The 25,250-nt window shown below is 57.2% G+C and carries 38 protein-coding genes; 6 read left to right on the forward strand and 32 right to left on the reverse strand.

From position 1 onward, the window contains the following. Positions 1-8: 8 nt before the first annotated feature. The 5 genes from LIS66_RS23880 (at position 9) to LIS66_RS23900 (ending at position 3,887) form a co-directional block, all read left to right on the forward strand. Positions 9-707 carry a PspA/IM30 family protein gene (locus tag LIS66_RS23880; RefSeq protein WP_227973167.1) on the forward strand — a complete coding sequence of 233 codons (699 nt, stop codon included), beginning with the start codon at positions 9-11 and terminating at the stop codon, positions 705-707. Between the two features lie 212 nt (positions 708-919). Further along, positions 920-1,570, forward strand: a complete 651-nt coding sequence (locus LIS66_RS23885; protein WP_227973168.1) for a DUF2491 family protein — start codon at positions 920-922, stop codon at positions 1,568-1,570. A gap of 15 nt (positions 1,571-1,585) precedes the next feature. Continuing rightward, on the forward strand, positions 1,586-2,011 hold the full coding sequence (locus tag LIS66_RS23890; protein ID WP_227973169.1) for a DUF350 domain-containing protein: 426 nt from the start codon (positions 1,586-1,588) through the stop codon (positions 2,009-2,011). A gap of 18 nt (positions 2,012-2,029) precedes the next feature. Further along, on the forward strand, positions 2,030-2,728 hold the full coding sequence (locus LIS66_RS23895; protein WP_227973170.1) for a DUF1190 domain-containing protein: 699 nt from the start codon (positions 2,030-2,032) through the stop codon (positions 2,726-2,728). A gap of 1 nt (position 2,729) precedes the next feature. Continuing rightward, entirely contained in the window at positions 2,730-3,887 is a 1,158-nt protein-coding gene (locus tag LIS66_RS23900) for a glutathionylspermidine synthase family protein (RefSeq protein WP_227973171.1), read from the forward strand. A 197-nt stretch (positions 3,888-4,084) separates the two neighbouring features. Here the strand turns inward: LIS66_RS23900 and LIS66_RS23905 are convergent, their stop codons facing one another. Then, positions 4,085-4,606 carry a single-stranded DNA-binding protein gene (locus LIS66_RS23905; RefSeq protein ID WP_042610650.1) on the reverse strand — a complete coding sequence of 174 codons (522 nt, stop codon included), beginning with the start codon at positions 4,604-4,606 and terminating at the stop codon, positions 4,085-4,087. Positions 4,607-4,615: 9 nt separating this feature from the next. Next, entirely contained in the window at positions 4,616-6,013 is a 1,398-nt protein-coding gene (locus LIS66_RS23910; RefSeq protein WP_042610651.1) for an MFS transporter, read from the reverse strand. A gap of 191 nt (positions 6,014-6,204) precedes the next feature. Here LIS66_RS23910 and uvrA point away from each other — a divergent pair, with 191 nt between their 5' ends. Beyond that, the gene (gene uvrA / locus LIS66_RS23915) at positions 6,205-9,039 is read left to right on the forward strand and encodes an excinuclease ABC subunit UvrA (RefSeq protein ID WP_042610652.1); all 2,835 of its coding nucleotides are present in this window, start codon (positions 6,205-6,207) and stop codon (positions 9,037-9,039) included. 66 nt (positions 9,040-9,105) lie between these two features. Here uvrA and bfr read toward each other — a convergent pair whose 3' ends face one another. The 30 genes from bfr to rpsJ form a co-directional block, all read right to left on the reverse strand. Continuing rightward, positions 9,106-9,573: a bacterioferritin gene (gene bfr / locus LIS66_RS23920; protein ID WP_042610653.1), complete on the reverse strand. Its 468-nt coding sequence runs from the start codon at positions 9,571-9,573 to the stop codon at positions 9,106-9,108. A 149-nt stretch (positions 9,574-9,722) separates the two neighbouring features. Then, a complete protein-coding gene (locus LIS66_RS23925; RefSeq protein WP_227973172.1) occupies positions 9,723-11,177 on the reverse strand; it encodes a catalase in 1,455 nt (484 codons plus the stop codon). Between the two features lie 240 nt (positions 11,178-11,417). Continuing rightward, positions 11,418-11,804, reverse strand: a complete 387-nt coding sequence (gene rplQ / locus LIS66_RS23930; protein WP_003176402.1) for a 50S ribosomal protein L17 — start codon at positions 11,802-11,804, stop codon at positions 11,418-11,420. Between the two features lie 42 nt (positions 11,805-11,846). After that, positions 11,847-12,848, reverse strand: coding sequence for a DNA-directed RNA polymerase subunit alpha (locus LIS66_RS23935; protein WP_016772946.1), 1,002 nt, complete (start codon positions 12,846-12,848; stop codon positions 11,847-11,849). Between the two features lie 22 nt (positions 12,849-12,870). Further along, positions 12,871-13,491, reverse strand: coding sequence for a 30S ribosomal protein S4 (gene rpsD / locus LIS66_RS23940; protein WP_003176404.1), 621 nt, complete (start codon positions 13,489-13,491; stop codon positions 12,871-12,873). An 18-nt stretch (positions 13,492-13,509) separates the two neighbouring features. Further along, positions 13,510-13,899 (reverse strand): 30S ribosomal protein S11, encoded by a 390-nt coding sequence (rpsK, locus tag LIS66_RS23945; RefSeq protein WP_002555466.1) that lies wholly within the window; start codon positions 13,897-13,899, stop codon positions 13,510-13,512. A 30-nt stretch (positions 13,900-13,929) separates the two neighbouring features. Then, positions 13,930-14,286 carry a 30S ribosomal protein S13 gene (gene rpsM, locus LIS66_RS23950; RefSeq protein WP_003186020.1) on the reverse strand — a complete coding sequence of 119 codons (357 nt, stop codon included), beginning with the start codon at positions 14,284-14,286 and terminating at the stop codon, positions 13,930-13,932. A 130-nt stretch (positions 14,287-14,416) separates the two neighbouring features. Next, positions 14,417-14,533 (reverse strand): 50S ribosomal protein L36, encoded by a 117-nt coding sequence (gene rpmJ / locus LIS66_RS23955; protein WP_002555468.1) that lies wholly within the window; start codon positions 14,531-14,533, stop codon positions 14,417-14,419. 27 nt (positions 14,534-14,560) lie between these two features. Then, positions 14,561-15,889 carry a preprotein translocase subunit SecY gene (secY, locus tag LIS66_RS23960; protein ID WP_042610655.1) on the reverse strand — a complete coding sequence of 443 codons (1,329 nt, stop codon included), beginning with the start codon at positions 15,887-15,889 and terminating at the stop codon, positions 14,561-14,563. Further along, positions 15,890-16,327 carry a 50S ribosomal protein L15 gene (gene rplO, locus LIS66_RS23965; protein ID WP_003228720.1) on the reverse strand — a complete coding sequence of 146 codons (438 nt, stop codon included), beginning with the start codon at positions 16,325-16,327 and terminating at the stop codon, positions 15,890-15,892. A 3-nt stretch (positions 16,328-16,330) separates the two neighbouring features. Beyond that, positions 16,331-16,507 (reverse strand): 50S ribosomal protein L30, encoded by a 177-nt coding sequence (rpmD, locus tag LIS66_RS23970; protein WP_003176408.1) that lies wholly within the window; start codon positions 16,505-16,507, stop codon positions 16,331-16,333. 2 nt (positions 16,508-16,509) lie between these two features. Beyond that, positions 16,510-17,010 (reverse strand): 30S ribosomal protein S5, encoded by a 501-nt coding sequence (rpsE, locus tag LIS66_RS23975; RefSeq protein WP_007955637.1) that lies wholly within the window; start codon positions 17,008-17,010, stop codon positions 16,510-16,512. A gap of 3 nt (positions 17,011-17,013) precedes the next feature. Continuing rightward, the gene (gene rplR, locus LIS66_RS23980; RefSeq protein ID WP_003186037.1) at positions 17,014-17,364 is read right to left on the reverse strand and encodes a 50S ribosomal protein L18; all 351 of its coding nucleotides are present in this window, start codon (positions 17,362-17,364) and stop codon (positions 17,014-17,016) included. A gap of 10 nt (positions 17,365-17,374) precedes the next feature. Continuing rightward, the gene (gene rplF / locus LIS66_RS23985) at positions 17,375-17,908 is read right to left on the reverse strand and encodes a 50S ribosomal protein L6 (RefSeq protein ID WP_003228722.1); all 534 of its coding nucleotides are present in this window, start codon (positions 17,906-17,908) and stop codon (positions 17,375-17,377) included. Between the two features lie 12 nt (positions 17,909-17,920). Next, positions 17,921-18,313: a 30S ribosomal protein S8 gene (gene rpsH / locus LIS66_RS23990; RefSeq protein ID WP_016772944.1), complete on the reverse strand. Its 393-nt coding sequence runs from the start codon at positions 18,311-18,313 to the stop codon at positions 17,921-17,923. Positions 18,314-18,521: 208 nt separating this feature from the next. Beyond that, positions 18,522-18,827: a 30S ribosomal protein S14 gene (rpsN, locus tag LIS66_RS23995; RefSeq protein WP_003186042.1), complete on the reverse strand. Its 306-nt coding sequence runs from the start codon at positions 18,825-18,827 to the stop codon at positions 18,522-18,524. 13 nt (positions 18,828-18,840) lie between these two features. Further along, positions 18,841-19,380 (reverse strand): 50S ribosomal protein L5, encoded by a 540-nt coding sequence (rplE, locus tag LIS66_RS24000; protein WP_003210069.1) that lies wholly within the window; start codon positions 19,378-19,380, stop codon positions 18,841-18,843. 20 nt (positions 19,381-19,400) lie between these two features. Then, on the reverse strand, positions 19,401-19,715 hold the full coding sequence (gene rplX / locus LIS66_RS24005; RefSeq protein WP_003186046.1) for a 50S ribosomal protein L24: 315 nt from the start codon (positions 19,713-19,715) through the stop codon (positions 19,401-19,403). An 11-nt stretch (positions 19,716-19,726) separates the two neighbouring features. Beyond that, positions 19,727-20,095, reverse strand: a complete 369-nt coding sequence (gene rplN / locus LIS66_RS24010; protein WP_002555479.1) for a 50S ribosomal protein L14 — start codon at positions 20,093-20,095, stop codon at positions 19,727-19,729. A gap of 23 nt (positions 20,096-20,118) precedes the next feature. Then, positions 20,119-20,385 (reverse strand): 30S ribosomal protein S17, encoded by a 267-nt coding sequence (gene rpsQ / locus LIS66_RS24015; protein ID WP_003194644.1) that lies wholly within the window; start codon positions 20,383-20,385, stop codon positions 20,119-20,121. 2 nt (positions 20,386-20,387) lie between these two features. Beyond that, positions 20,388-20,579 (reverse strand): 50S ribosomal protein L29, encoded by a 192-nt coding sequence (gene rpmC / locus LIS66_RS24020; protein WP_002555481.1) that lies wholly within the window; start codon positions 20,577-20,579, stop codon positions 20,388-20,390. Continuing rightward, positions 20,579-20,992 (reverse strand): 50S ribosomal protein L16, encoded by a 414-nt coding sequence (rplP, locus tag LIS66_RS24025; protein WP_003228729.1) that lies wholly within the window; start codon positions 20,990-20,992, stop codon positions 20,579-20,581. Before rplP ends, rpmC begins: the two co-directional genes overlap by 1 nt. 12 nt (positions 20,993-21,004) lie before the next feature. Then, positions 21,005-21,691, reverse strand: a complete 687-nt coding sequence (rpsC, locus tag LIS66_RS24030; protein ID WP_003176422.1) for a 30S ribosomal protein S3 — start codon at positions 21,689-21,691, stop codon at positions 21,005-21,007. 13 nt (positions 21,692-21,704) lie between these two features. Continuing rightward, a complete protein-coding gene (gene rplV, locus LIS66_RS24035) occupies positions 21,705-22,037 on the reverse strand; it encodes a 50S ribosomal protein L22 (protein WP_003103908.1) in 333 nt (110 codons plus the stop codon). An 11-nt stretch (positions 22,038-22,048) separates the two neighbouring features. Continuing rightward, positions 22,049-22,324: a 30S ribosomal protein S19 gene (gene rpsS, locus LIS66_RS24040; RefSeq protein ID WP_011336172.1), complete on the reverse strand. Its 276-nt coding sequence runs from the start codon at positions 22,322-22,324 to the stop codon at positions 22,049-22,051. Between the two features lie 16 nt (positions 22,325-22,340). After that, entirely contained in the window at positions 22,341-23,165 is an 825-nt protein-coding gene (gene rplB, locus LIS66_RS24045; RefSeq protein WP_016772943.1) for a 50S ribosomal protein L2, read from the reverse strand. Positions 23,166-23,179: 14 nt separating this feature from the next. After that, on the reverse strand, positions 23,180-23,479 hold the full coding sequence (gene rplW / locus LIS66_RS24050) for a 50S ribosomal protein L23 (protein WP_002555488.1): 300 nt from the start codon (positions 23,477-23,479) through the stop codon (positions 23,180-23,182). Then, positions 23,476-24,078: a 50S ribosomal protein L4 gene (gene rplD / locus LIS66_RS24055; RefSeq protein WP_227973173.1), complete on the reverse strand. Its 603-nt coding sequence runs from the start codon at positions 24,076-24,078 to the stop codon at positions 23,476-23,478. Before rplD ends, rplW begins: the two co-directional genes overlap by 4 nt. 12 nt (positions 24,079-24,090) lie before the next feature. Continuing rightward, the gene (rplC, locus tag LIS66_RS24060; RefSeq protein ID WP_003228738.1) at positions 24,091-24,726 is read right to left on the reverse strand and encodes a 50S ribosomal protein L3; all 636 of its coding nucleotides are present in this window, start codon (positions 24,724-24,726) and stop codon (positions 24,091-24,093) included. A gap of 80 nt (positions 24,727-24,806) precedes the next feature. After that, positions 24,807-25,118 (reverse strand): 30S ribosomal protein S10, encoded by a 312-nt coding sequence (rpsJ, locus tag LIS66_RS24065; protein ID WP_003186070.1) that lies wholly within the window; start codon positions 25,116-25,118, stop codon positions 24,807-24,809. Between the last annotated feature and the right edge of the window lie 132 nt (positions 25,119-25,250).

Consider the following 25,250-nt stretch of genomic DNA (forward strand, 5'->3'; position numbering starts at 1 on the left):
AATATCCAATGACTCAGTCCATCTGGAGCAAGTTGTTCACCGCGCTGCGCGGCGGCGCCAACGAAGTCGGCGAAGCCATCGCCGATCAGCAGGCCCTGCGTATCCTCGATCAGGAAATCCGCGACGCCGACAGCGCGCTGTCGAACGCCCGCCGCGAACTGGTGACGATCATGGCCAAACACAAACTGGCCGCCGACCGCGTCAGCGAGTACGACGCCAAGATCAAGGATCTCGAAGCCAAGGCCGTTGCCGCACTGAATGCCGGCCGTGAAGACCTGGCACTGGAAGTGGCCGAAGCGATTTCGACCCTGACCAACGACCTCGCTGCCGAGAAGAAGCTCAGCGATGAATTCGGCGCCTACGCCGACAACATGCGCAAAGACATCAGCAAAGCCGAATCGCGGATCAAGAGCCTGCGCCAGCAAGTCGACATGGCCAAGGCTCGCGACAGCGTGCAAAAGGCCCAGGTCAGCGCATCCATTGCCAGCGGCGGCGCCAACGGCAAACTCGAGACCGCCGTCGGCACCCTGAATCGCCTGCAAGCCAAGCAGCAGCAACGCGCTGCCGAACTGAGCGCAGCGGACGAACTGGCCGACGCCTCCAGCGGCAACGACCTTGAACGCAAACTGCGCGACGCCGGCATCACGCCGAACGAAGGCAGCGCCAACGCGATTCTTGAGCGGCTGAAGCAGAAGTCCACGCAGTAAGCTGTTGCGCAACCCTTTGTAGGAATGAGCCTGCTCGCGATGCGGCCAAAACATTCAACTTCAGTGTTGACTGACCCGCCGCCATCGCGAGCAGGCTCACTCCTACATTGTTTGCGCTGAGCTATTGCCCCTGCTCGTACACCCCTGCGCCCGGTACACTACCGCCACTTTTTCAACCCCGAACACCTCCACCCGCTTCAAGGAACGTACCCATGGGATGGTTTAAAGACTTGCTCGGCACCAGCACCTGGCAGACCGCTGCGCCAACCACCACCGGCGCCAGCGGCCCTCTCGGCATGGCGCAAGGCAAAGGCGTGCGCTTTGACACGACCCTGGCGCTGCTGCTGGAAGGCTCGACGTCGGTGCGGGTGCCGTTCGATCAAGCGGTGTGGAGCGCCGGCTGGGTCGATCTCGGCCAGTCCAACAAATTGCACCGCTATTACATGAACGACGAGGATTTCTGGGTACAGATCCACGTCACCGATGAAGACCAGATCGAGTCGGTCACCCTGTTCAATTACCTCAGCTATGTGACGGTCAACAGCGACGCCGAACTGCAGCGTCTGGCCGGCCCCAACAGCCTGATCGGCCTGCCGACCTACACCCGTGACGGTGTCGAATACACGCGCGAATGGGGCACCGAGCTGCAGCAGACCGAACTGGTGCCAATGACCGAACACGTGGTCAACCCGGACGAGTCCTACACCATCAAGCACCACGCGATGCTGTATGCCCGCGACACCGGCCTGACCGATCGCCGCGAACTGCTGTTGTTCTCCGTCGAACAGGATGAAGAAGGCACCGTCAGCCTGAGCACCTCGCTGGGCATCTCGCTGTACACGACTGATTTGAGCGCCATCTAAAAAAGGAAGTTTTTCATGCTGGAAGTGTTGGCCGTTTCCCTGAACAAAACCGCGCTGGTCGGTTTTGTCGTCTACCTGATCGGCGCCGTGTTGCTGTTCATGCTGTTTCAATTCGTCTACACGCGCATCACCGCGCACAAGGAATTCGAGCTGATCCGCGCCGGCAATACTGCTGCGGCTATCGCCCTGGCCGGCGCGATAATCGGCTTCGCCATTCCCGCGAGCAACGTGATTGCCTACTCGGTCAACGTGCTCGACTTCGTGCTCTGGGCGGTTATCGCTGCCGTTGTGCAATTGTTGGCGTTCGTGGCTACCGGGCTGGTGCTCAAGGGCACGTCCCAGCGCATCGCCAACGGCGAAGTGGCGGCCGGCATTTATGTGGCTGCCGTGGCGATCAGCGTCGGCATGCTCAATGCCGCGTGCATGACCCCGTCCCACTGACCGGCAGGAAGCCTCTCGATGAAACGCAGCAAATACGTGCAGTTGTCCCTCGCCGCGTCAGTGGCAATGGCCATTTCCGGTGAAGCGGCAGCAGTGGATCAGCCGCGCAGTTTTCAGAGCGTTGAACAGTGCGTTGACGCCGAAGTGGCCGCCGACGTCTGCTCCAGCGCCTACGTCGCCGCCTTTGGCGAACACCGACGCATCGCCCCGGCCTACGACGACAAGACCCAATGCGACGCAGACTTTGCCGCTGGCTGGTGTCAGAAAAATTCCGATGGCCGCTTCGTCCCCAGACTCGGCGGTTTCAAGGTGCCGCAGAAGGGTGAAGAGCCGCAAAATCTGGATGCCATTGCCGATGCGCAAATGCCGGCGGGCGACACCACCAGCAGCAGCGCAAGTCACGGCGGCTCGCACTCTTCCGGCGGTTCAGGTGGCGGCGGCAATGGCTGGCTGAGCGGTTGGCTGATCGGCAACGCAATGAGCAACAACGCCGATCGCAGCGTTTACCGCGATCGTGAAACGCGCCAGCCGTACAACACTTCAACGCAGTACCGCAAAGCTGAAACGACCACGCGCAGCCAGCCGGATTACGAAAGCAGCAAGAGCAAACCGGTAAACGTTGCTGCGTCGACCTCGCGCGGCGGCTTCGGTAGCCAGTCCAGCGCCCGCAGCGGCTGGGGTGGCTGGGGCAGCAGTTCCGGACGCTCGAGCAGCTGACATGAAAAAGATCCACTGCGCCGAGCGCCCCGACTGGAAGCACACCGCCGAAAGCCTCGGTTTCCTGTTCCACACCATCGACGACGAACCGTACTGGGACGAAAGCGCCTACTACCAGTTCAGCCTCGCGCAGATCGAGAACGATCTCGAAGACCCGACCGCCGAACTGCATGAGATGTGCATGGATCTGGTTGAGCGCGTGGTAAACAGCGAGGCGTTGCTCGATCGCTTGAGCATTCCGGCGGCGTACTACGACATGATCCGCACCTCCTGGCGCGAAGGTCATCCGCATCTGTACGGTCGCATGGACTTTTCCTACAGCGGCAGCGGCCCGGCGAAACTGCTGGAGCTCAACTACGACACGCCGACCAGCCTTTACGAAGCGGCGGCATTTCAGTGGGGCTGGCTGGAGCAGTGCATCGAGCGCGGCACGCTGCCACCGCATGCCGACCAGTTCAACAGCATCGACACCAGGCTGCACCAGGCTTTCGCCGAACTGCAGTTGAAGCGGCCGTTCTACTTCGCTTCGATGAAGGATTCGGTCGAGGACAAAGGCACCACTGACTACCTGCGGTTGATCGCGGAAAAGGCCGGCATCGAATCACGCCACATCGATATCGAAGACATCGGCCTGACGGCTGAAGGCCGGTTCGTCGATCTGCAGGATCGCTGGATCCCGCACCTGTTCAAGCTGCACGCCTGGGAATTCATCTTCCACGAACCGTTCGGCACAGCGATCGCCGAGTGCGACACGCAGTTTTTCGAACCGGCGTGGAAGGCGATTCTGTCGAACAAAGGTGTGCTGCCGTTGCTGTGGGAACTGCACAAGGGTCATCCGAATCTGCTCGCCGCGCACCTCGATCCGAATCCGCAGAGCGCCGTGCCGAAAGGCTGGGTGCGCAAGCCGTACTTTTCCCGTGAAGGCGCCAACATCGAGCTGCAAACGGCCCAGGGTCTGATCGTCAAAGAGGATGGGCCGTACACCGATGCGCCGTTCATCCTGCAGGAGTTCGCGCCGCTGCCGAAGTTTGGCGACAGCTACACGCTGATCGGTTCGTGGGTGATTGGTGACGAGGCGGCGGGAATTGGTGTGCGCGAGGACAACAGTCTGATCACCAAGGACTCCAGCCGCTTCCTGCCGCACCTGATCCTCGACTGAAACGATTCCCCATGTAGGAGCTGACGAGTGCAACAAGGTTGCGATCTTTTGACGTTGCTTTTAAAGATCAAAAGATCGCAGCCTCGTTGCACTCGTCAGCTCCTACAGGTGATAGGGGTCGCGCTGAAATTGCCTCACAAAAAAGGCCCGTCGTTTAAGCGACGGGCCTTTTCATTGGAAGCGTTTACAGCGGCAAATCAGAACGGAATATCGTCATCGAAGCTGTCGAAATCCGGAGCCGGTTGCGGTGCGGCCTGCTGCGGCGCTGGTGGAGCCGAACGCTGCTGCGGAGCCGACTGCTGCGGGCGTGGGGCCTGCTGACGTGGCGCCTGCTGCTGGTAATTGTTGCCGCCGCCTTGCTGGTCGCCCTGTTGTGGACGGCCGCCGAGCAGTTGCATGGTGCCTTGCATGTCCACCACGATTTCAGTGGTGTAACGCTTGATGCCGTCCTTTTCCCACTCGCGGGTCTGCAGCTTGCCTTCGATGTAGACCTGCGAACCCTTGCGCAGGTATTCGCCAGCGATCTCGGCAACCTTGCCGAACATCGACACACGGTGCCACTCGGTCTTTTCGACCTTCTGACCGGTCTGCTTGTCGGTCCATTGTTCGCTGGTGGCCAGACTCAGGTTGGTCACGGCGTTACCGTTAGGCAGGTAGCGAACTTCGGGATCCTGGCCGCAAGTGCCGACCAATATGACTTTGTTAACCCCACGGGCCATAACGTTCTCCTAAGCGTCGCACGCAGCCCCGGCCGGGTTGTTGACCAGGCGTTCGAGGGTGGTGCGATCCACTAATTCTTTGTCCAGTTTGATGTAAACAGCCGCCTCTTCGGCGACTATCACTGCATCTGTTACCCCTACCAGGGCCTTGAGGCGCTCGACCAGACCCGCTTCGCGGATCGCTTCGGGCGACAACGGCAAGCGCAGGCTCGTCACGTAGGGAGGTTCGCGCATGGTAACAGCAAAGGCCAGCCAAAGTGCAGCCAGCGCGGCGCATCCGAGGAACACAACCGACAGACCGCCATGCTGGAACAACCAGCCGCCGAGTATCCCGCCGAGTGCCGAACCGAGGAACTGGCTGGTGGAGTACACGCCCATGGCCGTGCCCTTGCCGCCTGCCGGTGAAACCTTGCTGATCAGCGACGGCAACGATGCCTCGAGCAGGTTGAACGCGGTGAAGAACACCACCGTGCCGATCACCAGGGCGCGCAGGCTATCGCCGAACTGCCAGAAGAATAGTTCAGTCAGCATCAGTGTCATGACGGCGCCGAGCAAAACTCGTTTCATTTTGCGTCGCTTCTCGCCGTAGATGATGAACGGGATCATGGCGAAGAACGAAATCAGCAATGCGGTGAGGTAGACCCACCAGTGCTGCTCCTTGGGCAAACCGGCTTTTTCCACCAGCGCCAGCGGCAGAGCAACGAAGCTCGACATCAACATGGCATGTAACACAAAGATGCCCAGATCGAGGCGCAGCAGGTCCGGGTGCTTGAGCGTCGGCATCAGTGCCTGTCGCGCCACGCCGGATTCACGATGCTGCAGTGGACCGGTGGACTGCGGCACCATGAACATGATGATCAGGATGCCGACCAGCGCCATCGCGCCGGTGGCAAGGAACAGTCCCGACAACCCGAAAGCGCTGGTCAGCAACGGCCCCACGACCATGGCTACGGCGAACGACAGGCCGATGGTCATGCCGATCATCGCCATGGCTTTGGTGCGATGCTGTTCGCGGGTCAGGTCGGAAAGCAGCGCCATGACCGCCGCGGAAATCGCCCCGGCGCCCTGCAGGATCCGTCCGGCAATCACGCCCCAGATCGAATCGGCCTGGGACGCGAGAACACTGCCGAGAGCGAAGACAATCAGACCGAGGTAGATCACCGGTCGACGACCGATGCGATCCGAAATGATCCCGAACGGGATCTGGAAAATCGCCTGGGTCAGACCGTAAGCGCCAATCGCCAGCCCGATCAGGGCCGGGGTCGCTCCCGCCAGATCCATGCCATAGGTCGCCAGCACCGGCAACACCATGAACATGCCAAGCATACGGAAGGCGAACACCAGGGCCAGACCGCTCGCCGCGCGGGTCTCGCTGCCACTCATGCGTTCGCTGTGGGGATCGTGCATGGAAAAACCTCGTGTGAACCGGCGGCGATTCTACCAGTCCCATCGGAAGACGGGGTATATCGCGACGCTATGACGCGTATAGATGAAACTCTCTTCATGAACGGCAGAACGCCCTTCGTTGGATAGTGTGCATCCATCCAGTATTTGCCCGTATACTCCTACGTTTTCGACGCCCGCCGAGCGAGGCCACTTTGGACAAGATCCTGATACGTGGGGCCCGTACCCACAACCTGAAGAACATCGACCTGACCCTGCCACGGGACAAACTGATCGTCATCACCGGCCTGTCCGGATCCGGCAAGTCATCCCTGGCGTTCGACACGCTGTATGCCGAGGGTCAGCGCCGCTATGTCGAATCGCTGTCGGCCTACGCCAGGCAGTTCCTGTCGATGATGGAAAAACCCGACGTCGACACCATCGAAGGCCTGTCGCCGGCGATCTCCATTGAACAGAAGTCGACCTCGCACAACCCGCGCTCCACGGTCGGCACCATCACCGAAATCTACGACTACCTGCGTCTGCTCTATGCCCGCGTGGGTACGCCGCGTTGCCCGGATCACGACATTCCGCTGGAAGCGCAGACCGTCAGCCAGATGGTCGATCTGGTGCTGGCGCAGCCGGAAGGCAGCAAACTCATGCTGCTGGCACCGGTGATCCGCGAGCGCAAGGGCGAACACCTGTCAGTCTTCGAAGAATTGCGTGCGCAAGGTTTCGTCCGCGCCCGGGTCAACGGGCGCATTTGCGAACTCGACGAGCTGCCGAAGCTGGATAAACAGAAGAAGCACTCGATTGACGTCATCGTCGATCGCTTCAAGGTTCGCGCCGATCTGCAGCAACGTCTGGCCGAGTCCTTCGAGACCGCGCTGAAACTGGCTGATGGCATTGCCCTGGTGGCGCCGATGGACGACGAGCCGGGCGAAGAAATGATCTTCTCCGCACGCTTCGCCTGCCCGATCTGCGGCCACGCGATCAGCGAGCTGGAACCCAAGCTGTTTTCCTTCAACAACCCGGCCGGCGCCTGCCCGACCTGCGATGGCCTGGGCGTGAAGCAGTTCTTCGACATCAAGCGTCTGGTCAACGGCGAGCTGACCCTCGCCGAGGGCGCGATACGCGGCTGGGACCGGCGCAACGTCTATTACTTCCAGATGCTTGGCTCACTCGCCTCGCATTACAAGTTCAGCCTGGACAAGCCTTTCAACGACCTGAGCGCCGAGCAGCAGAAGTTCATCCTGCACGGCAGCGGCTCGCAGAACGTCGACTTCAAGTACCTGAACGACCGTGGCGACATCGTCAAACGCTCGCACCCGTTCGAAGGCATCGTGCCCAATCTGGAGCGCCGTTACCGCGAAACCGAATCGGCGAGCGTGCGCGAGGAGCTGGCCAAGTTCCTCAGCCATCAGGCCTGCCCGGATTGCCGCGGCACGCGTCTGCGCCGTGAAGCGCGGCACGTGTGGGTCGGTGAGAAAACCTTACCGGCAGTGACCAATCTGCCGATCGGCGATGCCTGCGAATATTTCGCTGCACTGAAGATGACCGGGCGGCGCGGAGAGATCGCCGACAAGATCCTCAAGGAAATCCGCGAGCGTCTGCAGTTCCTGGTCAACGTCGGCCTCGACTATCTGTCGCTGGATCGCAGCGCCGACACACTCTCCGGCGGCGAGGCGCAGCGGATTCGTCTGGCCAGCCAGATTGGCGCCGGACTTGTTGGCGTTCTATACATCCTCGATGAGCCGTCCATCGGCCTGCATCAGCGCGATAACGACCGACTGCTCGGCACGCTCAAGCATTTGCGCGATATCGGCAACACGGTGATTGTGGTCGAGCACGACGAAGACGCGATTCGCCTGGCTGACTATGTTGTCGATATCGGCCCTGGCGCAGGTGTGCACGGCGGGCAGATTGTTGCCGAAGGCACGCCGGACGAAGTCATGGCGCACCCGGATTCGCTGACCGGCAAATACCTGTCCGGCCGGGTGAAGATCGAAGTGCCGGCCAAACGCACGCCGCGCAACAAGAAGCTCAACCTGTCGCTCAAAGGTGCGCGTGGCAACAACTTGCGCAATGTCGATCTGGATATCCCGATCGGCCTGCTGACCTGCGTGACCGGCGTATCCGGCTCGGGCAAATCGACGCTGATCAACAACACGCTGTTCCCGCTGAGCGCCACGGCACTCAATGGCGCGACCACGCTGGAAGCGGCAGCACACGACAGCATCAAAGGTCTGGAGCATCTCGACAAAGTCGTCGATATCGACCAGAGCCCGATCGGTCGTACACCGCGTTCCAACCCGGCGACGTATACCGGGCTGTTCACGCCGATCCGCGAACTGTTTGCCGGCGTGCCCGAGTCACGCTCTCGTGGTTATGGCCCTGGGCGTTTCTCGTTCAACGTCAAGGGCGGGCGTTGCGAGGCGTGTCAGGGCGATGGCCTGATCAAGGTGGAGATGCACTTCCTGCCGGACATCTACGTGCCCTGCGATGTGTGCAAGAGCAAGCGCTACAACCGCGAAACCCTTGAGATCAAATACAAGGGCAAGAGCATCCACGAGACCCTCGAAATGACCATCGAGGAAGCTCGGGAGTTCTTCGACGCGGTGCCGGCACTGGCGCGCAAGCTGCAAACGCTGATGGATGTCGGCCTGTCGTACATCAAACTCGGGCAGTCGGCGACGACCCTGTCCGGCGGTGAAGCACAGCGGGTCAAGTTGTCGCGCGAGCTGTCCAAGCGCGATACCGGCAAGACCCTGTATATCCTCGATGAGCCGACTACCGGTCTGCACTTTGCGGATATCCAGCAGTTGCTCGACGTTCTGCATCGCCTGCGCGATCACGGCAACACCGTGGTGGTCATCGAGCACAACCTCGATGTGATCAAGACCGCTGACTGGCTGGTGGACCTCGGTCCTGAGGGCGGTTCCAAAGGGGGTCAGATCATTGCCACCGGCACGCCCGAGGAAGTCGCCGAGATGAAGCAGTCTCACACCGGCCATTACCTCAAGCCGTTGCTGATCCGCGATCGGGCTTAACTGCAAGGCATGAAAAAGCCCCTGTCACCGTTGAAGTGACAGGGGCTTTTTTTGTAGCCGTTGCAATCAGGACGCGTGGGATTGCAGGTAGTTCTCGAGACCGATCAGCTTGATCAGACCCAACTGCTTTTCCAGCCAATAGGTGTGATCTTCTTCAGTGTCGTTGAGCTGAACCCGCAGAATCTCGCGGCTGACGTAGTCTTGGTGCTGCTCGCAAAGCTCGATGCCTTTGCAAAGCGCAGCGCGGACTTTGTATTCGAGGCGAAGATCAGCTTCGAGCATCTCCGGCACCGTAGTGCCGACATCCAGATCATCCGGACGCATGCGCGGCGTGCCTTCGAGCATCAGGATCCGCCGCATCAATGCATCGGCGTGGCCTGCTTCTTCTTCCATCTCGTGGTTGATGCGCTCGTAGAGCTTGGTGAACCCCCAGTCCTCATACATCCGCGAATGAACGAAATATTGGTCACGCGCGGCCAGTTCGCCGGTCAGCAACGTATTGAGGTAATCGATTACATCTGGGTGGCCTTGCATCGCCCTACATCTCCCTTCCTGAAAGTCTGTAGTTTGAACCAACCTGACCGGAAGGTCACCCGCTTCGCGCAATAAAAGCGAAGATATTCCGAGAAAAGCAGGCCAAATAACGCAAAAACCGCCCAAATGAGGGCGGTTCTGCTTCTCGTTTAGACTTCGTTAAGCTGTACGTTGAGCAGGTTTGCGATTGCTTCTCCATACGCCCGATCGGCTTTGTAGAAATGCTGCAACTGACGATCGACGACGTCGCTGGAAACACCTGCCATCGCACCCGCGATGTTGCTGACCAGCAGCGCTTTCTGCTCCTCGCTCATCAAGCGGAACAAGGCACCGGCCTGGCTGTAGTAATCGGTATCTTCGCGGTGATCATAGCGATCTGCGGCACCGCTCAAGGCCAGTGCTGGCTCTGCGTAATGTGGTGCTTGTTTCGGCGACTCGATGTAGCTGTTCGGTTCATAGTTCGGCGCCGCACCACCATTGCTGCCGAACGCCATGGAGCCGTCACGCTGATAAGTGTTCACCGGACTGCGTGGAGCATTCACCGGCAATTGCTGATGGTTGGTGCCAACGCGGTAGCGGTGCGCGTCAGCGTAGGCAAATACGCGGCCTTGCAGCATGCGGTCCGGGGACAAACCCACGCCTGGCACCATGTTGCTCGGGCCGAATGCAGCCTGTTCAACTTCGGCGAAGTAGTTCAGCGGGTTGCGGTTCAACTCCAGCTCACCGACTTCGATCAGCGGAAACTCTTTCTGTGACCAGGTTTTGGTGACGTCGAACGGGTTTTCGTAATGAGCGGCCGCTTGCGCTTCAGTCATGATCTGAATGCACACGCGCCATTTCGGGAAATCACCGCGCTCGATGGCCTCGAACAGGTCACGCTGCGCGTAGTCCGGGTCGGTTCCCGCCAAACGGGCGGCGTCGGCGGGCGCCAGGTTCTTGATGCCTTGCTGCGTCTTGTAATGCCACTTGACCCAATGACGCTCGCCTTTGGCATTGATCAGGCTGTACGTATGGCTACCGAAGCCGTGCATGTGACGGTAGCCGTCCGGAATGCCGCGATCAGAAAACAGAATGGTGACCTGGTGCAGCGCTTCAGGCGAATGCGACCAGAAATCCCACATCATCTGCGCACTTTTCAGGTTGCTTTGCGGCAGACGCTTTTGCGTGTGGATAAAGTCCGGAAACTTCAGTGGATCACGGATGAAAAACACCGGCGTATTGTTGCCGACGATGTCCCAGTTGCCTTCTTCGGTATAGAACTTCAAGGCGAAACCGCGCGGATCGCGCTCGGTGTCGGCCGAACCACGCTCGCCACCTACGGTGGAAAAGCGCAGGAAGGTTGGCGTTTGTTTACCTACCGATTCGAACAGTTTTGCGCTGGTATATTCGGTGATGTCGCGAGTGACGGTGAACGTACCGTAAGCGCCCGAGCCTTTGGCGTGCACGCGGCGTTCAGGAATGTTTTCACGGTTGAAGTGCGCGAGCTTTTCGAGCAGGTGGAAATCGTCGAGCAGCAGCGGACCGCGTGGGCCGGCGGAGCGGGAATTCTGGTTGTCAGCGACTGGCGCGCCACTGGCGGTTGTAAGCGTTTTGGTCTGGCTCATGCGGTCTTCTTCCTCTGTCAGTCTTTGAACTGCCGGCTAATGGGCTTGGCGGGAAGTATTGATCATCGACGTTATCGCTACAAATTCATTAACTTGCAGACATCGATAGATAATTACTAATTATGTTTTCCCGGCACATAGTGGCAGTTCGAGCATGTCAGAAACTTGTACGGACGACGCATTTCTTACAGGCACAAAAAACCGGGCACTAGGCCCGGTTCTTTGTTTCAGACTGACGTCTTACTCGGCGGATACAGCTTCGCCAGCAGTAGCACGATCAACCAACTCGACGTACGCCATAGGCGCGTTGTCGCCAGCGCGGAAACCGCACTTGAGGATGCGCAGGTAGCCACCCTCACGGGTAGCGTAACGCTTGCCCAGGTCGTTGAAGAGCTTACCAACGATAGCTTTCGAACGAGTACGGTCGAAAGCCAGACGGCGGTTAGCCAGGCTGTCTGTCTTGGCCAGAGTGATCAGCGGCTCGGCAACGCGGCGCAGTTCTTTGGCTTTTGGCAGAGTAGTTTTGATCAGCTCGTGCTCGAACAGCGACACCGCCATGTTTTGGAACATGGCCTTGCGGTGCGAGCTGGTGCGGCTCAGGTGACGACCACTTTTACGATGACGCATGGTTCATTCCTTACCAAACACTACGTTCGGTGATTACGACGATCAGGCAGTCGCCTTGTCGTCCTTCTTAAGACTTGCAGGCGGCCAGTTGTCGAGGCGCATGCCGAGGGACAGACCGCGGGAGGCCAGAACGTCCTTGATTTCAGTCAAGGATTTCTTGCCCAGGTTCGGAGTCTTCAACAGCTCTACTTCGGTACGCTGAATCAGGTCGCCGATGTAGTAGATGTTTTCCGCCTTAAGGCAGTTAGCCGAACGTACAGTCAGTTCCAGATCGTCAACCGGGCGAAGCAGGATCGGATCGATCTCGTCTTCCTGCTCGACAACCAGCGGCTCACTTTCACCCTTGAGGTCGACGAACGCAGCCAGCTGCTGTTGCAGGATGGTTGCAGCGCGACGGATAGCCTCTTCAGGATCCAGAGTACCGTTGGTTTCCAGATCAATAACCAGCTTGTCCAGGTTGGTACGCTGCTCGACACGGGCGTTTTCCACCACGTAGGCGATACGGCGAACCGGGCTGAACGAAGAATCGAGCTGCAAGCGACCGATGCTGCGGCTTTCGTCTTCATCGCTCTGACGCGAGTCGGCTGGTTCATAACCACGACCACGAGCTACGGTGAGCTTCATGTTCAGGGCGCCGTTAGACGCCAGGTTAGCGATTACGTGATCGGGATTAACGATCTCGACATCATGATCCAGCTGAATATCGGCAGCGGTAACCACCCCCGAACCCTTCTTCGACAAGGTCAGCGTAACTTCGTCACGACCGTGCAGCTTGATGGCCAGACCTTTAAGGTTCAACAGGATTTCAATTACGTCTTCCTGTACACCTTCGATGGCGCTGTACTCGTGGAGCACACCGTCAATCTCGGCCTCGACTACTGCGCAGCCGGGCATTGAGGACAACAGGATGCGGCGCAGCGCGTTGCCCAGGGTGTGGCCAAAACCACGCTCGAGAGGCTCGAGAGTGATCTTGGCGCGGGTTGGACTGACAACCTGCACATCAATGTGGCGGGGTGTCAGGAACTCATTTACCGAAATCTGCATGGATGCACCTATTTTCTAGCCCTTACTTGGAGTAGAGCTCGACAATCAGGCTTTCGTTGATGTCGGCGGACAGATCACTGCGAGCAGGAACGTTCTTGAAAACGCCCGACTTCTTCTCAGTGTCTACTTCTACCCATTCTACGCGGCCACGTTGGGCACACAGATCGAGAGCTTGGACAATGCGAAGTTGGTTTTTTGCTTTCTCGCGAACTGCAACCACGTCACCAGCACGAACCTGATACGACGGGACGTTTACGGTCTGACCGTTGACGCTGATCGACTTGTGCGATACCAGCTGACGGGATTCGGCACGAGTCGAACCAAAGCCCATACGGTATACAACGTTGTCCAGACGGCATTCGAGAAGTTGCAGCAGGTTTTCACCGGTTGCACCTTTCTTGCCAGCAGCTTCTTTGTAGTAGCCGCTGAACTGACGCTCGAGAACGCCGTAGATACGACGGACCTTCTGCTTTTCACGCAGTTGGGTGCCGTAGTCGGACTGGCGGCCGCGGCGTTGGCCGTGGATACCAGGTGCTGCTTCAATGTTGCACTTCGATTCGATCGCGCGCACGCCGCTCTTCAGGAAGAGATCGGTGCCTTCGCGACGAGCGAGTTTGCATTTTGGACCAATGTAACGAGCCATTCTTTACAATCTCCTGGATTACACGCGGCGCTTCTTCGGCGGACGGCACCCGTTGTGCGGGATTGGCGTCACGTCGGTGATGCTGGCGATCTTGTAGCCACAGCCGTTCAAAGCGCGGACTGCGGATTCACGACCTGGACCTGGACCCTTGACGTTGACGTCGAGGTTTTTCAGGCCGTATTCCAGCGCAGCTTGACCAGCACGCTCAGCAGCTACTTGAGCAGCGAACGGGGTGGACTTGCGGGAACCGCGGAAACCCGAACCACCGGAGGTAGCCCAGGAAAGAGCGTTACCTTGACGGTCGGTAATGGTCACGATGGTGTTGTTAAAAGATGCATGGATGTGGGCGATGCCATCAACCACTGTCTTTTTAACTTTTTTACGAGGACGAGCAGCAGGTTTTGCCATGATTAAATTCCTGTCGATTCGCTGGGGCGATTACTTGCGGATCGGCTTACGCGGACCTTTACGGGTACGCGCGTTGGTCTTGGTACGCTGACCGCGTACTGGCAGACCACGACGATGACGCAGACCGCGATAGCAACCGAGGTCCATCAAGCGCTTGATTTTCATGTTGATTTCGCGACGCAGGTCACCTTCAGTGGTGAACTTCGCCACTTCGCCACGCAGCTGTTCAATTTGCTCGTCGCTCAGATCTTTGATCTTTGCTGCTGGGTTTACCCCAGTCACTGCACAGATCTTCTGCGCAGTAGTGCGACCAACACCATAGATGTAGGTCAGCGAGATAACAGTATGCTTGTTATCTGGAATGTTAACGCCTGCAATACGGGCCATTCAGTGGGACTCCAATTGACAGCTACCTACGCCCCGGAAGCCAAGAAATAGGGCGCGAGATAATATCGCTGTAATAACAAATAATCAACCCGGTAGCGCACTAGCTACCGGGCTTGAAGCACAATCACACTCAGCCTTGGCGCTGTTTGTGACGCGGTTCCGCGCTGCAAATTACTCGAACAACACCTTCGCGGCGAATAATCTTGCAGTTACGGCACAGCTTTTTCACCGATGCACGAACTTTCATCACCAACTCCTCGAACCTTATGGGTACTCAGCGCAACATGCCGCTGCCGTAACCCTTCAGGTTGGCTTTCTTCATCAGGGATTCGTACTGGTGCGAAACGAGGTGCGATTGTACTTGGGACATGAAGTCCATCACAACCACGACCACGATCAGCAACGAGGTCCCGCCAAGGTAGAACGGAACGTTTGCTGCAACCACCAGGAACTGGGGCAACAGGCACACGGCCGTCATGTAAAGAGCACCGAACATGGTCAAGCGGGTCAGAACGCCATCGATATAGCGCGCAGACTGCTCACCTGGACGGATGCCCGGAATAAAGGCACCGGACTTCTTCAGGTTTTCCGCTACGTCTTTCGGATTGAACATCAACGCCGTATAGAAGAAGCAGAAGAAAATAATCCCTGCACTAAACAGCAGAATATTCAACGGCTGACCAGGAGCGATCGACTGCGAGATGTCCTGCAACCAGCCCATACCTTCAGACTGACCGAACCAGGCACCCAACGAAGCCGGGAACAGCAAAATGCTGCTCGCGAAAATAGCCGGAATAACACCGGCCATGTTCACCTTCAGCGGCAAGTGGCTTGTCTGCGCAGCAAAAACCTTGCGGCCCTGCTGACGCTTGGCGTAGTGAACAGCGATACGACGCTGGCCACGCTCAATGAACACCACGAAACCGATAATCGCTACTGCCAGCAAACCGATGGCAACCAGGGCGAAGATGTTGATATCACCCTGACGCGCAGACTCGAAAGACTGCCCGATTGCTCTCGGAAGACCGGCGACGATACCCGAAAAAATCAACATCGAGATACCGTTGCCTACACCACGCTCAGTAATCTGCTCACCCAGCCACATCATGAACATCGCACCAGCCACAAAAGTGGTTACCGCGACGAAATGGAAGCCAAAGTCACCAGTGAACGCAACGCCCTGCCCCGCCAGGCCAATGGACATGCCAATAGCCTGAACGAGAGCGAGGACGACGGTGCCGTAGCGGGTGTACTGGCTGATCTTGCGACGGCCAGCTTCACCTTCCTTCTTCAACTGCTCCAGCTGCGGGCTGACGGCGGTCATCAGTTGCATGATGATCGATGCCGAAATGTACGGCATGATCCCCAGTGCAAAGATGCTCATCCGTTCCAGCGCGCCGCCGGAGAACATGTTGAACAAGCTAAGAATGGTCCCCTCATTCTGTCGAAACAGGTCTGCGAGTCGGTCCGGGTTGATACCTGGAACCGGGATGTGTGCGCCTATTCGGTAGACGATAATCGCCAGGAACAGAAAACGCAGACGAGCCCAGAGTTCAGACATACCGCCTTTGCCGAGCGCAGAGAGAGCACCTTGCTTAGCCATTTATTCCTCGAACTTGCCGCCAGCTGCTTCGATAGCCGCACGCGCACCTTTGGTGGCGCCGATTCCCTTGCCGATAGTGACAGCGCGAGTCACTTCACCGGACAGCATGATTTTCACACGCTGTACGTTGACGTTGATCACGTTGGCATCTTTCAGGGACTGCACAGTAACGATGTCGCCTTCCACTTTGGCCAGCTCGGACAGACGCACTTCTGCGCGGTCCATGGCTTTCAGGGAAACGAAACCGAACTTGGGCAGGCGACGATGCAGCGGCTGTTGACCGCCTTCAAAGCCTGGAGCAATGGTGCCACCGGAGCGGGAGGTCTGACCTTTGTGACCACGGCCACCAGTCTTGCCCAAACCACTACCGATACCACGGCCCGGACGATGCTTTTCGCGACGGGAACCCGGCGCTGGACTCAGATCATTGAGTTTCATCGATTAACCCTCGACACGCAGCATGTAGTAAGCCTTGTTGATCATCCCGCGATTCTCGGGAGTATCCTGGACTTCTACAGTGTGACCGATGCGACGCAGACCCAGACCCTTAACGCACAGTTTGTGGTTAGGGATGCGGCCGGTCATGCTTTTGATCAGCGTTACTTTAACGGTAGCCATGATTACTTGATCTCCTCAACACGCAGGCCACGCTTGGCAGCGATGGACTCAGGAGACTGCATAGCCTTCAGACCCTTGAAAGTGGCGTGAACCACGTTTACCGGGTTAGTCGAGCCGTAGCACTTGGCCAGAACGTTCTGAACGCCAGCAACTTCGAGGACAGCACGCATAGCGCCGCCAGCGATGATACCGGTACCTTCAGAAGCAGGCTGCATGTACACCTTCGAAGCGCCGTGAGCGGACTTCATTGCGTACTGCAGAGTGGTGCCGTTCAGGTCAACTTGAATCATGTTGCGGCGAGCAGCTTCCATTGCCTTCTGGATCGCAGCAGGCACTTCACGTGACTTGCCACGGCCGAAGCCAACACGCCCTTTACCATCACCAACCACGGTCAACGCGGTGAAAGTGAAGATACGGCCGCCTTTAACGGTTTTGGCTACGCGGTTAACTTGAACCAGCTTCTCGATGTAGCCTTCGTCGCGCTTTTGGTCGTTATTTGACATAACTTAGAACTCCAGCCCAGCTTCACGAGCAGCATCAGCCAGCGCTTTAACGCGGCCGTGGTACTTGAAGCCAGAGCGGTCGAAAGCCACTTGCGAGACGCCAGCGGCCTTAGCACGCGTAGCGACCAGCTGGCCAACCTTTGTGGCCGCGTCGATGTTGCCAGTGGCACCATCACGCAGTTCTTTATCCAAAGTCGAGGCACTTGCCAGGACTTTGTTGCCGTCGGCCGAGATGACCTGGGCGTAGATGTGCTGCGACGAGCGGAACACGCAGAGACGCACGACTTCGAGTTCGTGCATTTTCAGGCGTGCTTTGCGAGCGCGACGCAGTCGAGTAACTTTTTTGTCGGTCATTTGCTATGCCCTACTTCTTCTTGGCTTCTTTACGACGGACGACTTCGTCCGCGTAGCGCACACCTTTGCCTTTGTACGGCTCTGGTGGACGGAAGTCGCGGATCTCGGCGGCCACTTGACCTACCAGCTGCTTGTCGATGCCCTTGATCAGGATATCGGTCTGGCTAGGAGTCTCAGCGGTGATGCCTTCCGGCAGTTCGTAATCCACTGGGTGCGAGAAGCCAAGAGCCAGGTTCAGAACCTGACCTTTTGCTTGCGCTTTGTAACCAACACCGACCAGCTGGAGCTTGCGCTCGAAGCCTTGGCTTACGCCCTGGACCATGTTGTTTACCAACGCACGCGTGGTACCGGCCATTGCGCGAGTTTGTTGATCGCCATTGCGAGCAGCGAAACGCAGCTCACCAGCTTCTTCAACGATCTCAACGGACGAATGGATGTTCAGTTCAAGAGTACCCTTGGCACCCTTCACCGAAAGCTGTTGGCCTGCGAATTTGACTTCGACACCGGCTGGCAGCTTAACGGGGTTCTTAGCGACGCGAGACATGCTTATCCCCCCTTAGAACACAGTGCAAAGAACTTCGCCGCCGACACCGGCAGCGCGCGCAGCACGATCCGTCATCACACCTTTGTTGGTGGAGACGATAGACACGCCAAGACCGCCACGAACTTTCGGCAGATCCTCAACGGACTTGTACTGACGCAGGCCTGGACGACTAACGCGCTTCACTTCTTCGATAACCGGACGGCCTTCGAAGTACTTCAGCGAGATGGACAGCGACGGCTTGGCGTCGGTGGTGATCTGAAAATCCGCGATGTAACCTTCGTCCTTCAGGACTTTTGCTACAGCAGCCTTCAACGTGGAAGACGGCATGCTTACGACAGACTTTTCAGCCATCTGGGCATTACGGATTCGAGTTAGCATGTCCGCTAACGGGTCCTGCATACTCATGGGCTAGACGCTCCTAATACAGAAAAATTAGCCTTGCGGCTACTACTTGTCGCCGAGAACTTCCGGGCAGAAAAACACGGGCTCAGGCGAGCCGGTCATTCTAGACACACCCCAGAAATGAATCAAGCCCCAAAAGGGGCTTGATTCAGATTCAAGGCCACCGATGGTCAGGTTCTTGCGAACCCGAACATCGAGACTTTGACAACTGTTACCAGCTGGCTTTAACCAGACCTGGTACGTCACCGCGCATTGCAGCTTGACGCAGCATGTTACGGCCGAGGCCGAACTTGCGGTACACGCCGTGCGGACGACCAGTCAGGCGGCAACGGTTACGCATGCGCGAAGCGCTTGCGTCACGTGGTTGCTTCTGCAGAGCTACGGTAGCTTCCCAACGCGCTTCTGGACTTGCGTTCAGATCGACGATGATAGCTTTCAGCGCTGCACGCTTGGTGGCGTACTTGGCAACGGTGAGCTGACGCTTCAGCTCACGGTTCTTCATGCTCTTCTTGGCCATTTTCCTACTCCAATCAGTTGCGGAACGGGAATTTGAAAGCACGCAGCAGAGCGCGGCCTTCATCATCGTTCTTGGCAGTGGTGGTCAGGGTAATGTCCAGACCGCGGAGAGCATCGATCTTGTCGTAGTCGATTTCCGGGAAGATGATCTGCTCTTTCACGCCCATGCTGTAGTTGCCACGACCATCGAAGGACTTGGCATTCAGGCCGCGGAAGTCGCGAACCCGAGGCAGGGAGATCGACAGCAGACGATCCAGGAACTCGTACATACGCTCACGGCGCAGGGTCACTTTGACGCCGATCGGCCATCCTTCGCGGACTTTGAAGCCAGCGATGGATTTACGAGCGTAGGTCACAACGACTTTCTGGCCGGTGATCTTTTCCAGGTCAGCAACAGCGTGCTCGATGACTTTTTTGTCGCCGATCGCTTCGCCCAGACCCATGTTCAGGGTGATTTTGGTAACGCGCGGAACTTCCATCACGTTCGAAAGCTTAAGTTCTTCCTTAAGTTTCGGAGCGATTTCCTTCCGGTAAATCTCTTTTAGTCGTGCCATGGTCTTCTACCTAGCAGTGTTCAAGCATCAACCGCTTTTTGGGTCGACTTGAAGACACGAATTTTCTTACCGTCTTCTACTTTGAAACCAACGCGGTCAGCCTTGTTGGTTTCGCCGTTGAAGATGGCGACGTTGGAAGCGTGCAGTGGCGCTTCTTTCTCGACGATACCGCCCTGTACGCCCGACATCGGGTTAGGCTTGGTATGACGCTTGACCAGGTTCAGACCGCCAACAACCAGACGGTTGTCAGCAAGAACCTTCAGCACCTTACCGCGCTTACCTTTGTCTTTGCCGGCGATCACGATGATCTCGTCGTCACGACGAATCTTTTGCATGTCGGATCTCCTTACAGCACTTCTGGGGCGAGCGAGACGATCTTCATGAACTTCTCAGTACGAAGTTCACGGGTCACTGGCCCAAAGATACGGGTGCCGATCGGCTCTTGCTTGTTGTTCAGAAGAACAGCAGCGTTGCCATCAAAGCGGATAATGGAGCCATCAGCACGACGTACGCCGTGACGAGTGCGGACTACAACAGCAGTCATCACTTGGCCTTTTTTCACCTTACCGCGCGGAATTGCTTCCTTCACGGTAACTTTGATGATGTCACCGATACCAGCGTAACGACGATGGGAGCCACCCAGCACCTTGATGCACATAACACGGCGAGCGCCGCTGTTATCGGCCACATCGAGCATGGATTGAGTCTGAATCATATAATTTCTCCGACCCCTAGCCCTTAGACTTCCACAGCGCGTTCGAGAACATCAACCAGCGCCCAAGACTTGGTCTTGGCCATCGGACGAGTTTCACGAATAGTGACTTTGTCGCCGATGTGGCACTGATTGGTTTCGTCGTGCGCGTGCAGCTTAGTCGAACGCTTAACGTATTTACCGTAGATCGGGTGCTTAACGCGACGCTCGATCAGAACGGTGATGGTTTTGTCCATCTTGTCGCTGACAACACGGCCAGTCAGCGTACGGACAGTTTTTTCGGCTTCAGCCATGATCACTTACCTGCCTGCTGGTTGAGCACAGTCTTCACGCGAGCGATGTCACGCTTAACTTGCGAGAGCAGATGAGACTGCCCCAACTGGCCAGTTGCTTTCTGCATGCGCAGATTGAACTGGTCGCGCAGCAGGCCGAGCAGTTGCTCGTTCAGCTGCTGTGCGGATTTTTCACGAAGTTCATTCGCTTTCATCACATCACCGTCCGTTTAACAAAGGAGGTGGCGAGCGGCAGCTTTGCAGCAGCCAGGGCGAAAGCCTCACGCGCCAGCTCTTCAGAAACACCCTCGATTTCATACAGGACTTTGCCTGGCTGAATCTGGGCAACCCAGTACTCCACGTTACCCTTACCTTTACCCATACGAACCTCGAGAGGTTTCTTGGAGATCGGCTTGTCCGGGAATACACGGATCCAGATCTTGCCGCCACGTTTTACGTGACGGGTCAGAGCACGACGCGCTGACTCGATCTGACGAGCGGTGAGACGACCACGAGCAACAGACTTCAGCGCGAACTCGCCGAAGCTGACTTTGCTACCGCGCAGTGCCAGACCACGGTTGTGGCCGGTCATCTGCTTGCGGAACTTCGTACGCTTTGGTTGCAACATTTGGCGTACCCCTTACTTAGCAGCTTTTTTACGAGGCGCTGGTGCTTGCGGTTTCAGTTCTTCTTGGCGACCACCAATAACTTCGCCTTTGAAGATCCAAACCTTTACACCGATCACACCGTAAGTGGTGTGAGCTTCGTAGTTGGCATAGTCGATGTCGGCACGCAGGGTGTGCAGTGGCACACGACCTTCGCGATACCATTCAGTACGTGCGATTTCAGCACCGCCGAGACGACCGCTCACTTGGATTTTGATGCCTTTGGCACCAATGCGCATGGCGTTCTGTACAGCGCGCTTCATAGCGCGACGGAACATTACACGACGCTCCAGCTGCTGAGCTACGCTCTGCGCAACCAGCATACCGTCGAGCTCCGGCTTGCGGATCTCTTCGATATTGATGTGCACAGGCACACCCATTTGCTTGGTCAGGTCCTGACGCAGTTTCTCAACATCTTCACCTTTCTTCCCGATAACGATACCTGGACGAGCGGTGTGGATGGTGATGCGTGCAGTTTGGGCCGGACGATGGATATCGATACGGCTTACGGACGCGCTTTTTAGTTTGTCTTGGAGATACTCACGCACTTTCAGATCTGCGAACAAGTAGTCCGCATAAGTCCGACCGTCTGCGTACCAGACGGAGGTGTGCTCCTTGACGATTCCCAGGCGAATGCCAATGGGATGTACTTTCTGACCCATCTCTTCGACTCCGTTACTTGTCAGCAACCTTGACAGTGATATGGCAAGACCGCTTGACGATGCGATCAGCACGGCCTTTGGCACGTGGCATGATGCGCTTCAGCGAACGCCCTTCGTTGACGAAAACGGTGCTGACTTTCAGGTCATCAACGTCTGCGCCTTCGTTATGCTCGGCGTTGGCTACGGCCGACTCCAGCACTTTCTTCATGATCTCGGCGGCTTTCTTACTGCTGAAAGCCAACAGGTTGAGCGCTTCGCCCACCTTCTTCCCGCGGATCTGGTCGGCGACCAAGCGGGCTTTCTGGGCGGAGATTCGAGCGCCCGACAACTTAGCGGCTACTTCCATTTCCTTACCCCTTAACGCTTGGCTTTCTTGTCAGCCACGTGCCCGCGATAGTTGCGGGTACCGGCGAACTCGCCCAGTTTGTGGCCGACCATGTCTTCGTTAACGAGAACTGGGACGTGCTGACGACCGTTGTGTACTGCGATGGTCAGACCGACCATTTGTGGCAGGATCATCGAACGACGCGACCAGGTTTTAATTGGTTTGCGATCGTTCTTTTCCGCCGCCACTTCGATCTTCTTCAGTAGGTGAAGATCAATAAAAGGACCTTTTTTCAGAGAACGTGGCACTGTCGTATCCCTCTATTTACTTGCGACGACGGACGATCATTTTGTCGGTACGCTTATTACCACGAGTCTTCGCGCCCTTAGTCGGGAAGCCCCATGGCGATACCGGATGACGACCACCAGAGGTACGACCTTCACCACCACCATGTGGGTGGTCAACCGGGTTCATGGCAACACCACGAACGGTTGGGCGAACGCCACGCCAGCGTTTGGCACCAGCTTTACCCAGCGAACGCAGGCTGTGCTCGGAGTTCGAGACTTCACCCAGGGTCGCACGGCATTCAGCCAGGACTTTACGCATTTCACCGGAACGCAGACGCAGGGTCACGTAAACACCTTCACGAGCGATCAGCTGAGCCGAAGCACCAGCGGAACGAGCGATCTGTGCACCTTTACCTGGCTTCAATTCGATGCCGTGTACGGTAGAACCGACTGGAATGTTGCGCAGTTGCAGAGCGTTGCCTGGCTTGATTGGAGCCAGAGCGCCTGCGATCAGCTGGTCGCCAGCACTCACGCCTTTAGGGGCGATGATGTAGCGGCGCTCGCCGTCTGCGTAGCAGAGCAGTGCGATGTGAGCAGTACGGTTTGGATCGTATTCGATACGCTCGACAGTGGCGACGATGCCATCTTTGTCGTTGCGACGGAAATCGACCATACGGTAATGCTGCTTATGACCACCACCGATGTGACGAGTGGTAATACGGCCATTGTTGTTACGACCACCAGACTTCGATTTTTTCTCGAGCAGCGGTGCGTGAGGAGCGCCTTTATGCAGCTCCTGGTTGACCACCTTGACCACAAAACGGCGGCCAGGGGAAGTCGGTTTGCATTTAACGATTGCCATGATGCACCCCTTCCTTACTCAGCACTGCTGCTGAAATCGAGATCTTGGCCTGGCTGAAGGGAGATAACTGCCTTCTTCCAGTCATTACGCTTGCCCAGACCGCGAGCAGTGCGCTTGCTCTTACCCAGAACGTTCAGGGTAGTGACGCGCTCTACTTTCACGCTGAACAGGCTTTCGACGGCCTTCTTGATTTCCAGCTTGGTTGCATCGGTAGCAACCTTGAAAACGAACTGGCCTTTCTTGTCTGCCAGAACCGTAGCCTTCTCGGAAACGTGCGGGCCAAGCAGAACTTTAAATACGCGTTCCTGGTTCATCCCAGCAGCTCCTCGAATTTCTTCACGGCCGACACGGTGATCAACACCTTGTCGTATGCGATCAGACTAACTGGATCGGAACCTTGCACGTCACGTACATCTACGTGCGGCAGGTTGCGAGCAGCCAGGTACAGGTTCTGATCAACAGCGTCCGACACGATCAGAACGTCGGTCAGGCTCATGTTGTTCAGTTTGCCCAGCAGATCTTTGGTTTTCGGAGTTTCAACAGCGAAATCCTGAACCACGACCAGACGATCAGTACGCACGAGCTCAGCAAGGATGGAACGCATTGCTGCGCGATACATCTTCTTGTTCAGCTTCTGGGAGTGATCCTGTGGACGAGCTGCGAAAGTGGTACCGCCGCCACGCCAGATTGGGCTACGGATAGTACCGGCACGAGCACGGCCAGTACCTTTCTGACGCCATGGGCGCTTGCCGCCACCACGAACGTCGGAACGGGTCTTCTGCTGCTTGCTACCTTGACGGCCGCCGGCCAAGTAGGCCACGACTGCTTGGTGAACCAGCGTCTCGTTGAATTCGCCGCCAAATGTCAGTTCGGAAACTTCGATCGCTTGAGCGTCATTTACATTTAATTGCATGTCAGCTTCCCCTTAACCGCGAGCCTTGGCTGCTGGACGTACAACCAGGTTGCCGCCAGTAGCGCCAGGAACAGCACCCTTGACCAACAACAGATTGCGTTCAGCGTCCACGCGCACTACTTCCAGGGACTGCACGGTCACGCGCTCAGCGCCCATATGACCGGACATTTTTTTGCCCTTGAATACACGACCAGGAGTCTGGCACTGGCCGATAGAGCCTGGGACGCGGTGGGATACGGAGTTACCGTGGGTGTTATCTTGCCCGCGGAAATTCCAACGCTTGATCGTACCCTGGAAGCCTTTACCCTTGGACTGACCGGTTACATCAACCAGTTGACCAGCGGCGAAGATTTCAGCGTTGATCAGATCGCCAGCCTGGTACTCGCCTTCTTCAAGACGGAATTCCATGGTGGTGCGACCAGCGGCTACGTTCGCTTTAGCGAAGTGGCCAGCCTGAGCTGCTGTTACACGCGAAGCGCGACGCTCGCCGACAGTGACTTGCACTGCACGATAGCCATCGGTCTCTTCAGTTTTGAACTGGGTGACGCGATTCGGCTCGATCTCAATGACCGTGACCGGAATGGAGACACCTTCTTCGGTGAAAATACGGGTCATACCGCATTTACGACCGACTACACCAATAGTCATGTTGTAAACCTCATGAGTGTACGGGGCTTTCACCCGCTATGGCCGCCCATTTCAGAGCGTTACACGACCAAGACCGAGTCTTAGCCGAGGCTGATCTGCACTTCCACACCGGCCGCAAGATCAAGCTTCATCAGCGCATCAACGGTTTTATCCGTTGGCTGGACGATGTCCAGAACACGCTTATGAGTGCGGATCTCGTACTGGTCACGCGCGTCTTTGTTGACGTGCGGGGAAACCAGAACGGTGAACCGCTCTTTACGGGTAGGCAGTGGAATTGGACCACGCACTTGAGCACCAGTACGTTTCGCGGTTTCCACGATTTCCTGGGTTGATTGGTCGATCAGGCGATGGTCAAAAGCCTTCAACCTGATACGGATTTGCTGATTTTGCATTGGATTTCAGACTCCGGCTGCTATTCCCACCGGGCGCAATACGCCCGTTAAAAGGAGGCGCAATTCTATAGACGCCCCCGATAGGTGTCAACCCAATAAAAAAGCCCCCGCTGAGCGGGGGCTTTTTCAATC

The organism is Pseudomonas sp. HN2 (assembly GCF_020736465.1).
GTDB lineage: Bacteria > Pseudomonadota > Gammaproteobacteria > Pseudomonadales > Pseudomonadaceae > Aquipseudomonas > Aquipseudomonas moraviensis_A.